The 13,061-nt window shown below is 57.9% G+C and carries 8 protein-coding genes and 1 pseudogene; 4 read left to right on the top strand and 5 right to left on the bottom strand.

What is annotated here, in order from left to right:
- The first annotated feature begins 93 nt into the window (after nucleotides 1-93).
- Complete coding sequence (locus PspS35_RS12315; RefSeq protein ID WP_159934805.1) at nucleotides 94-981, top strand: EamA family transporter; 888 nt, start codon at nucleotides 94-96, stop codon at nucleotides 979-981.
- 38 nt (nucleotides 982-1,019) lie between these two features.
- Here the strand turns inward: PspS35_RS12315 and PspS35_RS12310 are convergent, their stop codons facing one another.
- Nucleotides 1,020-1,325, bottom strand: coding sequence for an XRE family transcriptional regulator (locus PspS35_RS12310; RefSeq protein ID WP_159934803.1), 306 nt, complete (start codon nucleotides 1,323-1,325; stop codon nucleotides 1,020-1,022).
- Nucleotides 1,318-1,479, bottom strand: a pseudogene (locus PspS35_RS30300) (type II toxin-antitoxin system RelE/ParE family toxin); the annotation flags it as partial. The pseudogene PspS35_RS30300 and the gene PspS35_RS12310, both read right to left, overlap by 8 nt.
- A gap of 272 nt (nucleotides 1,480-1,751) precedes the next feature.
- Between PspS35_RS30300 and PspS35_RS12305 the strand changes: the two are divergent.
- Together PspS35_RS12305 and PspS35_RS12300 are read left to right on the top strand one after the other, a co-directional pair.
- Nucleotides 1,752-3,560: a monovalent cation:proton antiporter-2 (CPA2) family protein gene (locus tag PspS35_RS12305; RefSeq protein WP_159934801.1), complete on the top strand. Its 1,809-nt coding sequence runs from the start codon at nucleotides 1,752-1,754 to the stop codon at nucleotides 3,558-3,560.
- 72 nt (nucleotides 3,561-3,632) lie between these two features.
- Complete coding sequence (locus PspS35_RS12300) at nucleotides 3,633-4,187, top strand: hypothetical protein (protein WP_159934799.1); 555 nt, start codon at nucleotides 3,633-3,635, stop codon at nucleotides 4,185-4,187.
- Between the two features lie 1,511 nt (nucleotides 4,188-5,698).
- On the opposite strand, the gene PspS35_RS12295 is transcribed toward PspS35_RS12300, so the two are convergent.
- From PspS35_RS12295 to PspS35_RS12285, 3 genes are read right to left on the bottom strand one after another with little or no spacing between them, the layout of a single operon-like run.
- A complete protein-coding gene (locus tag PspS35_RS12295; protein WP_159934797.1) occupies nucleotides 5,699-6,418 on the bottom strand; it encodes an alpha/beta fold hydrolase in 720 nt (239 codons plus the stop codon).
- 11 nt (nucleotides 6,419-6,429) lie between these two features.
- Entirely contained in the window at nucleotides 6,430-7,185 is a 756-nt protein-coding gene (gene cobF / locus PspS35_RS12290; protein WP_159934795.1) for a precorrin-6A synthase (deacetylating), read from the bottom strand.
- A gap of 45 nt (nucleotides 7,186-7,230) precedes the next feature.
- Nucleotides 7,231-7,785 carry a histidine phosphatase family protein gene (locus PspS35_RS12285; RefSeq protein ID WP_159934793.1) on the bottom strand — a complete coding sequence of 185 codons (555 nt, stop codon included), beginning with the start codon at nucleotides 7,783-7,785 and terminating at the stop codon, nucleotides 7,231-7,233.
- A 393-nt stretch (nucleotides 7,786-8,178) separates the two neighbouring features.
- Here PspS35_RS12285 and PspS35_RS12280 point away from each other — a divergent pair, with 393 nt between their 5' ends.
- Nucleotides 8,179-13,038 (top strand): hypothetical protein, encoded by a 4,860-nt coding sequence (locus PspS35_RS12280; RefSeq protein ID WP_159934791.1) that lies wholly within the window; start codon nucleotides 8,179-8,181, stop codon nucleotides 13,036-13,038.
- Nucleotides 13,039-13,061: the final 23 nt, after the last annotated feature.

Genomic DNA, 13,061 nt, shown 5'->3' with positions numbered 1-13,061 from the left:
CCGATACTGTCAAATTACGACCTGAAAGCGCAAGCGGGCCATTGGGTTGTTTTCTAAAATCGTCGCCCTCGTCACTGCCACAAGAGAAGGTTCATGCACAAAAAGCATCTGGTCCTGGCCGTGCTCGTCACGCTGGTCTGGGGGGTCAATTTCCCCATCACCCAGTTAGGCTTGCGTTCCGTCGACCCCTTTGTCCTCACGGGCCTGCGCTTTGCCCTCGCCGCCCTGCCACTGGTGTTTTTCGTCAAGCGCCCCGCCGTGCAATTTCGCTACGTCGCCGCCTACGGCTTTATCTTCGGGCTGGGGATGTGGGGCGTGATCAACTACGGGATTCAATTGGGTGTAAGCCCCGGGATCGCTTCATTGATCATTCAACTCAGCGTGTTTTTCACCATGGGCTGGGGCTTTTTGCTGTTCAAGGAAAAAATCCGTGGCGCACAGAAGCTCGGTGCCTGCCTCGCCCTGGCCGGACTGGCGGGGATCATGTGCACCCAGGCAGGCAACCACGCCCTGCTGGGCGTGCTGCTGATCGTGCTCAGTGCCGTGGCCTGGAGCGTGGGCAACGTCATCATCAAGCAATCGGGCGTGAAGGAGATCTTCTCGTTCATGGTCTGGGCCAGCCTGTTCCCGCCGCTTCCGTTGTTTCTCATTGCCTGGTTGATGAAAGGCAGCGCCGCGTTCGCAGGCTTGCACGAAAGCCTCGACCTGACGGCAACCCTGTCCATTGGGTTCCAGGTGTACCTGGCCACGCATTTCGCCTATTGGGGCTGGAATTCGCTGCTCAGGCTGTATCCCGTGTCCACGGTGGCACCGCTGTCGTTGTTGATCCCGGTGTTCGGAATCACCAGTTCGATGTTGATCATTGGTGAGCGTATTTCCACGCCAAACCTAATCTCGATTGCGATCATCATTGCCGGGCTGGCGGTGGGCTTGTACCGCGGGCGCCTTGCCGTGATGCCGACTGAAAATAATCGCCGCTGAAAAAAAGCCCGACACTTGGCCGGGCTACTGCGACAGGTTCAATACGCAAAATTGTCGATCTTTACCTGCCCATCAGGAAACGTCGCAATAATCTCCAGCTCTGCGCCCATTGCGCGGATGTAATCACGCAAGGTGCTGATGTACATGTCTGTGCGCCGCTCCATCTTGGAAACGGCGGCCTGGTTGATATTCAGCGCTTTGGCCAGGCTCTCCTGGCTCAGTTGCTGAGCCTTGCGCAGCTCGTGCAGCGGCATTTGCTTGAGGTGCAGCTCAAACAACTGCTTGGCATCGGCACGGGCCTGCGGCGTCATGCAAGCTTGAAGTTCGGCGAATTTTTTAGCCATGGTTACGGCCCTCTTGACTCAACATATTCAAATGTACGTCGTACAACTTTTCTGCCAGCGGCACGTGCTCCTCATACCATCGGTGTTGTCCGGTCTTATCTCCACCGATCAGCAGTAACGCGTATCGCCGTGGATCAAAGGCTTACAACACTCGGTTCCGTGTATTCAATGTCCCAGCTCATGCAAATATGCCACCCAAGGAATATAAACTCAAAGGCATAAAACCAGGTTTGAAGTTGCCAGACTTCCACTCGCAATCCACGGCAAATTGTTTGCATGACCTTCCAAGACGCCAGCAAGCAGCTCATTGCCCGGTAACGAGCCGCGAGACATCGGCCGGATACGCAGCAAAAACACAATTTTCAACATGTAAAAAGCGCTCTAATACGCACCTGTTGATTGGTTTTCAAGATCCTGGAGTTCGCAATGCCCCATGAAGGCAACCTGTTACAAGCAGCCGTGGTGTTCCTGCTCGCCGCCGTGCTGACCGTGCCCCTGGCCAAACGCCTGCAATTGGGTGCGGTGCTGGGCTATCTGTTCGCCGGAGTGATCATCGGCCCGTCGGTGCTGGGCCTGGTGGGCAACCCGCAGAGCGTGGCGCAGTTTTCGGAACTGGGCGTGGTGTTGCTGCTGTTCATCATCGGCCTGGAACTGTCACCCAAGCGTTTATGGGTGATGCGCAAGTCGGTATTCGGCGTCGGCCTGGCCCAGGTGCTTTTGACCGGGCTGGTGATGGGCGCAGTGGCGCTCTGGGTATTTGGGCAGGCCTGGAACAGCGCCATCGTGCTGGGCTTGGGCCTGGCGCTGTCGTCGACTGCGTTTGGCCTGCAAAGCCTGGCCGAGCGCAAGGAGCTTAACCAGCCCCACGGGCGCCTGGCGTTTGCCATCTTGCTGTTCCAGGACATTGCAGCAATTCCGCTGATCGCCATGGTGCCGTTGCTGGCCGGCAGTGATCATCCGACCACCGAAGCCCAAGGCGTGCAACACGTCCTGCAGATCCTCGGCAGCATTGCCGTGGTGATCATCGGCGGGCGTTACCTGCTGCGGCCGGTGTTTCGCATCGTCGCCAAGACCGGCCTGCGCGAAGTGTCCACCGCCACCGCGCTGCTGGTGGTGATCGGCACCGCCTGGCTGATGGAACTGGTCGGCGTGTCCATGGCCCTTGGTGCCTTCCTCGCCGGCCTGCTGCTGGCGGATTCGGAATACCGCCACGAACTCGAGTCCCAGATCGAACCGTTCAAGGGCCTGCTGCTGGGGCTGTTCTTTATCAGCGTGGGCATGGGTGCCAACCTCAGCCTGTTGCTCAGTTCGCCCCTGGTGGTGATCGGCCTGACCTTGCTGTTGATCGGCCTCAAGCTGCCGCTGCTCTACGCCGTGGCCCGGCTGGTGGGCGACCTCAATCGCGAAAGCGCCCTGCGCCTGGGTGTGGTACTGGCAGCCGGCGGTGAATTCGCCTTTGTGGTGTTCAAGATCGGTCGCGACCAGGGCCTGTTTGAACCGCACCTGTACGACATCCTGGTGCTGACCATCACCCTGTCGATGGCCGTGACGCCGCTGCTGTTGCTAGTGTGCCCGAAGCTGTTCAAACCCAAGGTCAAACCGGTGGAAGTGCCCGAGGAATACCGCGCCATCGAAAGCGATGCGCCGCGTGTAGTGATCGCCGGAATGGGCCGTATGGGCCAGATCGTGGCGCGGATCCTGCGGGCCCAGAACATCTCGTTCATCGCCCTCGACACCTCGGTGGAAACCATCGAGCTGACCCGCAGCTTCGGCGGCATGCCGGTGTTCTACGGCGACCCACAACGCCCCGAGATCCTGCATGCGGCCAAGGTCGACCAGGCGGAGTTCTTTGTGATCGCCATGGATGACCCGGAGATCAACATCAAGACCGCCGAGTTGGTGCGCAGCCTCTACCCCCACATGAAGATCATCGCCCGCGCCCGCAACCGCCAGCACGTGCACCGCCTGGTAGACCTGGACGCCTCGCCGGTCCGCGAAACCTTCTACTCAAGCCTGGAAATGAGCCGCCGTACCTTGGTGGGCCTGGGCTTGACCCAGGCCCAGGCCGATGCGCGCATCACCCGCTTCAAAAACCACGATCTGCAAGTGCTCGCAGCCCAGCACGCGGTATACGACGACGCAGCCAAGGTGATGCAAACCGCCCAGGAAGCCCGCACAGAACTGGCGCGACTGTTTGAAATGGACAGACTTGAGGAAGAGTCCGACAAGGTGTGAGGCCACGGATGAACGATATTGCGATTTTTCTGACAGAATACGCCGCAATTTCGTTCATCCCTGGAGCGCTTCATGGCCACTTTCACCAAGACCGCTGCCCTGCTGGCCCTTGCGCTTACCGCCGGCAGCGTATTCGCCGCTGCCAAGCCGACCACCCAGACCATCTCCACCCTGGGCGGCAAATTCACCTTCAGCCTGCCCAAAGCCTACACCGCCGACACCCTGCCGGCCGGAAAGGCCGAGGATGGCACTGCCGACACCCAAGGCACGATGTACGCCAACCAGACGGCTAAAAGTGTGGTGATCGTCGCCGAAACCGTGCGTAACGACGGGGTTAAGATCGGAGACAACGACCCGCAGTTCCTCGACGGTGCCGTGGCCGGCTTCGTCAAAGACCAGAGCGCCGCCCTGCCCGACTTCAAAAAGCAAAGTGAGAAGAAACTGACCATCAAGGGCCTGGGCCTGCGCCAGGTGGACAGCACCGCCACTCAAGGCGGCGGCAAGACCTTGAACTCCACGTTCCTGGGCGGCTCGGGGAATCACCTGCTGGTGATCCAGGCGATCTCACGCGCGGATGATGCAAAGGGACATGCTGAACTGGTGAAGCAAATCACCGGCGGCAAGTGACCAGACATCCAAACACTCAATACCCACTGCGGGAGGGGCGTCGGTATCTACACAACTCTGTGATGAGCGCATTTTTTTCTGTGGTGAGCGGGCTTGCCCCGCGCTGGGCTGCGAAGCGGCCCCCATAAAGGCAACGGGATTTTTCTGTTAGAACTCAGCGCCTGGTTTTGGGGCCGCTGCGCAGCCCGGCGCGGGGCAAGCCCGCTCACCACAACAGCTTGTTTGCCAGAGATTCAGCACCCATTGGACGTTATGTAGATACCCAAGGCCATGCGGACGTCGGTATCTACACAACTCTGTGATGAGCGCATTTTTTTCTGTGGTGAGCGGGCTTGCCCCGCGCTGGGCTGCGAAGCGGCCCCATCACCGCCACCCAGTTTTTCCAGACACACCGAGCGCCCTGGTTTTGGGGCTGCTGCGCAGCCCGGCGCGGGGCAAGCCCGCTCACCACAACAGCTTGTTTGCCAGAGGTTCAGCATCCATTGGACGTTGTGTAGATACCCAAGGCCATGCGGGCGTCGGTATCTACACAACTCTGTGATGAGCGCGTTTTTTTGTGGTGAGCGGGCTTGCCCCGCGCTGGGCTGCGAAGCGGCCCCATCAACGCCACCCAGTTTTTCCAGACACACCGAGTGCCCTGGTTTTGGGGCCGCTGCGCAGCCCAGCGCGGGGCAAGCCCGCTCACCACAACAGCTTGTTTGCCAGAGATTCAGCATCCATTGGACGTTATGTAGATACCCTTGGCCATCGGGGCGTCGGTATCTACACAACTCTGTGGTGAGCGCGTTTTTTTTGTGGTGAGCGGGCTTGCCCCGCGCTGGGCTGCGAAGCGGCCCCATCAACGCCACCCAGTTTTTCCAGACGCACCGAGTGCCCTGGTTTTGGGGCCGCTGCGCAGCCCAGCGCGGGGCAAGCCCGCTCACCACAACAGCCTGTTTGCCAGAGATTCAGCATCCATTGGACGTTGTGTAGATACCCATGGCCATCGGGGCGTCGGTATCTACACAACTCTGTGGTGAGCGCGTTTTTTTGTGGTGAGCGGGCTTGCCCCGCGCTGGGCTGCGAAGCGGCCCCATCAACGCCACCCAGTTTTTCCAGACGCACCGAGCGCCCTGGTTTTGGGGCCGCTGCGCAGCCCAGCGCGGGGCAAGCCCGCTCACCACAACAGCTTGTTTGGCAGGGGTTCAGCATCCATTGGACGTTATGTAGATACCCTTGGCCATCGGGGCGTCGGTATCTACACAACTCTGTGGTGAGCGCGTTTTTTTGTGGTGAGCTGGCTTGCCCCGCGCTGGGCTGCGAAGCGGCCCCATCAACGCCACCCAGTTTTTCCAGACACACCGAGTGCCCTGGTTTTGGGGCTGCTGCGCAGCCCGGCGCGGGGCAAGCCCGCTCACCACAGAGTTATATGCCAGCCTTTAAGAGGTGTCTAGATACCTATGCGCCGATGAGGGATTGTCAGTTAATGCAACTGATCACTGACCCACCGCCATCCACATTTTTGACCGCATTCATTTCAGGCTCTTTTCCAACCAGGCCTTCAAATCCCGCACTTCTACCGCACTGACCGTGTGGTTCACCCCCGTATAGCCATGAAACTCTGGCTTCAACCCAAGCCCCACCAATACGTCATTCGCCCGCGTCGCCGACGCATACGGCAGCGCCTGGTCCAACGTGCCATGGCCGATAAAAATCGCCAGTTCGCCCAGTCGCTCATCCGGCTTCAGCTCGGCCTTGAGAACAGGCAACAGGCTGCCGCTCAACGCTGCAATACCGCGCACCAACGCAGGATCACGCAACGCAACTTCGTAGGACATGATCGCGCCCTGGCTGAACCCCACCAGGAACACCCGGTCACGCTGGGTGTGATACTTGGCAGTGGCCTTCGCTACAAAGTCTTTGATCAGCGCGGCGCTGCTGTGCAAATCGGCGGTCACACCGTCGTAATCGCCATCGCCCGGCGTCTTGGTAAACCAGCGGAAGCCGTCGGGCTGAACCGGCATCGGCGCGCGCACCGACAAGTAGGTCCAGGTGGGCGGCAGCACGTCCTTGATGCCAAACAGGTCTTGCTCGTCGCTGCCAAAGCCGTGCAAAAAAATCACCAACGGCTGGTTGCGTGCTTCGCCCTGGGTCTGTTCCAGGTACGACAGTGGCAAATCAGTGTGCAGGTCAGCATCGGCGTGAGCGACACCGGCCACCAGGGTCAGCGCCAGGGCAAACAGTTTGAGCATGGGACGTTACCTCAGGGTTTGCGCAATAAATACGTGTCCATGATCCAGCCATTGGCCTGGCGCGCCGCCTTGCGCACCCGTTCGATCTCTTCAGCGACATCGCTGACTTTGCCGCTGATCAGGATTTCATCCGGCGTGCCCAAATAGGCGCCCCAGTAAATATCCAGGTCCTGATCGGTCACCGTGCGGTAGGAATCTTCGGCATCAAGCATCACCACCAATGTATCGGCATCACTGGCCTGCCCCGCCGCCAACCGCCGCCCGGTGGTGATTTCAACCGACTTGCCAATGCGGTTCAACGCCACCTTATGCTGGGCCGCCAGGGCCTGCACGCTGGTGATGCCGGGGATCACTTCGAATTCGAACGCACACCGGCCGCCGGCCAGGATCGCCTGCAAGATGCGGATGGTGCTGTCGTACAGCGCCGGGTCGCCCCAGGCCAGGAACGCGCCGACTTCGCCGTCGGCCATTTCCTCGTTGATCATGCGTTCGAAGGTTGCCTGCTTGTCGCGGTTGAGGTCCTGCACGGCGGTGGTGTAGTCGATCTCACCGCGCACCCGCTCGGGGCACTCGGCCTCGACAAAGCGGTAGCCGGGCTCGGTGATGTAGGTCTCGCAGATCTCGCGGCGCAGATCGATCAGCTTGTCTTTGCTCTGGCCCTTGTCCATCAGGAAAAACACGTCGGTGCGGTTCAGCGCCTTCACGGCCTGCATCGTGATGTAGTCAGGGTTGCCGGCGCCAATGCCGATGATCAGGATGCGTTTCATGGGTTGCTCTCATTGCGGGGCGTGGATTTTGCCATGTTCACGCACTCAGGCGTGAGTTTCCAGGCGCAGGCGCCACACGCCATTAAAGCGCAACTCAGTGGCGGACAGCGGTTCGACGTCGATCAAATAGAACATCGACACTGGACACTGCATGACATACAGCAGCGCGGCGCGAATCACGAAAGGATGAGTGATAGCCACGACATGGCCCGGTTTGGCTTCAAGGGATTGTATCCATTGCGCCACCCGCGCGCAGACCTGCGTCACCGACTCGCCGCCGTGGGGGACGCTGGCGCTATCAGTAAGCCACTGCGTCAATTCATCGCGATCAAGCTCATCGATGCCCTTGCCTTTCCAGTGACCTACATCAGCATCACGCAAGGCATTTTCGATCACAGGCGCACTGGCGAACATGCCTGCGGTCTGCCGGGCACGGGCCTCGGGGCCGCACAACAGACGTAGGTTTTTCTTATAGCGGTCGGCAAGGGACAACGCCGCGCTTCGCCCATTAGTCGTGATGGACTCATCGTCGGGAAAGCGCCCCTTTTTTTGCGAGGGGGTTACGGCATGACAGATCAATGTCAGACGGGTGGCTTGCATCTTAGTCACTTTGCCTGCGTCGGCGTATTCAAAGTCCGACAGGTTAACGCAATCTGCGTCTCAGAGTGCCAGGCAGCCCACCCGTGACGAACGTGTAAAAAACACCAGACATACATTTGAGGGAACGGGACAGCCTAAACAACCGACATAACAGGCGCATCAAATAACGACCCCTGTGTCAGCGTCCAGTCACGCATTACCTCAAGGCTTTTTATGAAAGTAACATCACACGCACCACGCTTCGAAACGCACCCCGCACAGACTCAATCGCAAACACCCGTACAGGACGACCCGGCTGCGACCCATCACATCTCTCGACGGGTACTACCACACACTTCCCCGACACAAATCCAGGAACAAGCCGCCCAATTGGTAGAAAGAAGCGACGGTGAAATGGCCGAGCAGTTTAGCGCTGCGTTGATGAGTCAGATTATTTACAAGCGCAATGTCAGGAGGACGGAAACCGAAGCTCCCACGGTCACTAACATTCCACCGTTTTCCACCTTCGGCCAAGCCTGGGCGCGCTTCACCCAGGCCCTCAATCAAGAACCGTTTGCAACGTTTGCCAAAGACAACAACATCGACCGTTCCAACCTCAGGTGGTTTCCCGACTCAGGAGGCATGGAATGCACCATCAATGGCCAGACCAAAACCTTTTTGAACCAGACTCCTGGCTGGACGCAGGCCGCCTCCGTCGTTGCCGCGGCCGCCAGAGACTTGGTCGCAGATCAAACACGCTCGTTCCAGTACACCGGCGGACACGAGGCGCCCATTGCCTTAGTCGGTGACTACTACGCCGTAGAAAGGGATGACTATGAGGACGATCCTTTTAAAGTCGTCAAATCTCTACAGGATTCCGGTGAGTTCGACTCCCTGAATATTCCCAATGGCCCTCTGCCGCTGGACACTCCATCGCAAACCCTGCGTATCCGGCAAGCACAACGCACGGCGAAGGAAACCATTGCCACAGCGACCTTTGAGCGCAGCGGCGGCATTGCCGACTCAAGCCGAACACCGACACCCTCGGAGCGTGTCGATGAAGCGGACCGTGAACTTGCACGCATTTGCAGCAGAGTCCTGACAGCGTTCAGCAGCTCCAGTCAGTGGCGACTCACAAATATCCCTGATATTCCTGCTGACTCATCCTATATACACGCGATCGAAAAATACCGGGAGACGCTATCCACCGACACTTTTCTAAGATTTACGCGAGAGCACAACATCATTCCGTCAACGGTTGTCATCGATGTACCTTCGGGTGATTTGCAATGCTTCGTAACAGACCCAAGCGGCAAACCTAAAAGTGCTAAGTTCACCAAAACCTCATCTGAGCACTGGGCGGCCATTGAACGTAACATTACCAATGCAGCCCGTAACCTTGCACCGGGCGGTTCGTACAGCGTAGAGACCCCCGACCAGATTTTACGCAAGCCAGACATCTATCAGATCTTGAACTTCTACGGGGCGAAGCCCGAGAACGGCTCACAACAACAGTGGATGGCGCAAAATGCCGGGCTTATCCGCGCAGGTTTCCCCGCGCTGGTAAAACACAACCCTGCGATGGACGACGTCTCTCGCGCGGTTCGCAACATGCAGCAAGCCGCCGTGCAGGCAGTTACGATCGCGGAACACGCCAACACGCGACGACACCGTATTGACGCACCTAGTGCGAAGGCCGCCCCGCAAACACCAGAAACCGCAAAACCTGCTGCCGTCGGCCCGGTGAGCGCCATCGCCCGCAGTCTGTTTGAGGGAGAGCCAGGCCTGCAAACCGTTGTAGCCGGATTACTCAAGGACACCCTGAGTCAGCTATCACCATCACTGAAAGTCGATGTTGAGCAACTGGCCTTTGCAGAGCCCGATCCGACAAACCCCGGCCAATTCAATCAAACGCAACTGATGGAATTGGCCATTGACTGCATCGCCGGCAATGACGCACCGGTTTTCGCCAGCGAAGGTAAATTTGTCGACACCCGAGCGAACGCTCTGGCACTTACCGGCACCCCAGCAGGTACTGCGCTTGCAATCGACAAACCGGCTCTGCAACGAGCGATGAGCGAGTTGTCGGGCAAGCTGAACGTCGCGCTCCAAACAGCGCGGCTCGACTACTGGGGCAAACCACCTTTCAGCGCGCCCGCACCGGGTTTTGGCGCCGATACCTCGGTGAGTGTCACCCCCATGTTTGCCGGTGATCGCCGCTTGATGCTCAGCGACCTGGTGCGCAGCAACCTGCGCCTGGCCAGCTTGAAACATCCAGGACTCAATGACCTGCAGCGCGAAACCTTGGACATGGCCGTGAGGTATCCCCACGGATCGACACGCCCTAAGCTTGCCGACGGCTCGCAGATAACCGTATACGCCATCGCCAGCACTGAGCGCGCCCATCCAGACAACCCGGACTACCTGACGCCCAACCTGATCATCGAACGCAAGCTCGCAGGGCACCCGGTTGTGCTGGTGTGCGAACCGAGCGGCAAGGTGACGCCTTACACCTCCCTGGCCGCTGCCAAACAGGCATGGGAGCAAAACCTGAAAACACAACTGCCCGGCGATACGTTCAGCACGTCCCTGACCAAGTTGGAGGCGGATGCGTTCTATATCCAGGCAAGTGTCGTTATCAACAGGCGAGTAGCAGACGCCGTGAACACCGAGCCGACACTGCTCAACCCGCAACAGCCGGATCAGTCCCAGCAAAAGCCGTCCGAATGGATGAGGACGACCTCCGATGCCAATCGCTTCATCTTGCATGACCTCACCCTTGAATTGGCGGACTATATGCGCCGCAACAAGGAACACACCTATAACAGCGATATCCCGGACATCCGGACGTATACCCAGAACCAACTGAATGCGCTGTCACCGCCCCCCGTCCCTTATGACATCAATGATGTAGAAGTGCTGTTTCACACGCCGTATGGCGGCACGGGGGCCGGGTTCGGATTCGGAGCCATCCGGACCACTAAAATGGCCCTGAGCGACGCGTTCATCCAGAACCTTGCTGGATTACCTGGCGGTAGCATAGAGGTCCGCCACAAACCAACGGGAACGCTGATACCGGCGCTGGGCAAAGAAGGCGCCCTCAAAGCGTTGATTGAAAAAGTCAACGTCGGAAAGAACTACCCAGACTTGCTTAAACGCGAGTTGCTGGATGACCCTGCAAAAAAAGCAGAACGTCAGCTACGTTTTGTGCAACAAGTACCGATTGAACTAAAGATGAAGGCGCTGGAGTTGACCGCCAAAGGCGCGTCTGGTTTCGATAACGCCATGGGGTTTCGTTACCTTCAAGCGGTACTTGACCCCACTCCCGGTACCAAGTCCGTCAATGGCAATGAAATCACGATGCGCCCATTGGCATTCGTGCCCGAACCTGGCGCATCGCCTGACATCGTCGAGAACATGTACCTGATCGAACCCAAGGACAGCAGCGTCGGTCCGCATGTTCTCTATCGCCCGCTGATGGCCGATGCTCCACTGATGCAGTTTCCTTCTCGCAAGGCATTGATGGAGGCCATCCAGAAACCCGGAAAGTTACAAAACGATATTCTGGCCTGGATGCCCGATGAAACGACCCGCACAGTCTATGCCCACGGTGGTTTCAGCGAACCTCACCTGCACCGTAACAGAGTGTTTATTGATGACTTCACTATACCGAGCACACCGGCGGCCCCCACGCTCGCCACCACCGGCGCCGGGATTGATGACATAGGGGCAAAACTGCAAGCCGGGCAACTGATGAGCCACCTGTACGAGGCTAACGCCAAGACCGTGACAACGCTGGCCGAACGGCAAACGGTGTCAAACGCGGAAAGTCGCTGGGCAACCCTGAAAGAAGGTGGGTTTCTCGTCCTCAACGCCGTCTTGCCCGCCCTTCGCGGCCCCGGAGCGCTGATCGGCCTGGCACTGCAGACGCAGGGCATTCTCGGCGATATCGAAATTTTGACCAATGAGAAGGGCGGCAACAAGGAAGCCGCCCTGATAGACCTGTTGACGAACCTGGCATCGTTGGTCCTTCACGCCAGTGTACGGACGTCGAATAAAACACCCGCAGCCCCATCAACCGTGAAGCCTGCGCCCGGCACGTTATTGCCTGGGGATGTTCCGAGCAGGCCATTGACGAATACGCTGGTTACATTGGGCGGGCGCGTAGAAAACATCAAGGCCATTGATGGGGACATCCAATACTTCGAAGATATCTATAACGGAGAAAAACGCATCAATATTATCGGACATGGCTACAAACCAAAACCGGGTGCAGGCACGAGGATATTAGGAGAGGGAAAAAAATTATCAGGCGATGACGTTTATTATGAGCTGTTAGCCCGAGGCGTGGACTTCAAGCAGTATAAAGAAGGGCGCATCCTTACATGCTACTCTGCGGCCGGAGGTGATAACTCCCTCGCGGCCCAACTACATAGAGCGACAAACTTACCGTTCAAAGGCTTTGAAGGGACTGTCATCGGAAAGGCCGGCGGACTAACAGAGCTACCTGACCAAGTATTTAAAACAAGCAGGGCCGGCTTCGAACAAGAATTCCCTCATCTCTCCCACGCTGATATCGACAAGCTCGCCGGCATCCAAATGAAGTTCAGGTTCATCCAAAACTACGTTACCATTAAAGCGGTAAAACCTCACGGATCCACTGCTTATGTGAATATCGGAACTGCAGAAAAACCTGTAATCGTACCCGTCACCGTCAATTATCAGCCTGCACGTTTCGGCTCGCCCAAAGTCAAACTATCACCCGACGCCCCCAATTTCATACCGACGCGGCAACCTTCACAGCCGCGCGATTTCAGTAGCTACGAAAACTTTAAAACAATGTCTCATACCGAACAAAAAGCCAATAGCATTTTATTGTCTTCTTCTGAGGGCGAACAGTTCGAGTTCTTCATTGATGGGCAGGGTAGCAACCCGAAAAACCGATTGAATATCCTGGGGCACACGGATAAAGCGGGTAACTTTGAAGGGAATCTGCGTGAGGACACACCTCAAACCCCTGAGAGCCTGGCTGCACTCATCGCCCCTCTGCGCACAAAAACAAACGCTGACACGCTGCGACTGATCAGCGACAAGGCAGCGCAATCAGACCTCCCCCAAAAGCTAGCCAACGCCACTGGCCTTCAGGTGGAGGCGCCTATGGGGTACGTCCCTGTGTTTCAAGTCACCGAAGACCGGTACTGGTTATTGGCCCAGAAACAAACCAAAAATAACCCTGACGCCAATACCTGGAAAACCTTTACCCCCGAATCCTGAATAGGGTGAATGCCGGTCGCCGC

Source organism: Pseudomonas sp. S35, assembly GCF_009866765.1.
Classification (GTDB): Bacteria; Pseudomonadota; Gammaproteobacteria; order Pseudomonadales; family Pseudomonadaceae; genus Aquipseudomonas.
Note: the sequence above shows the minus strand (reverse complement) of the source record. Positions and strands in the feature narration are given on the sequence as shown.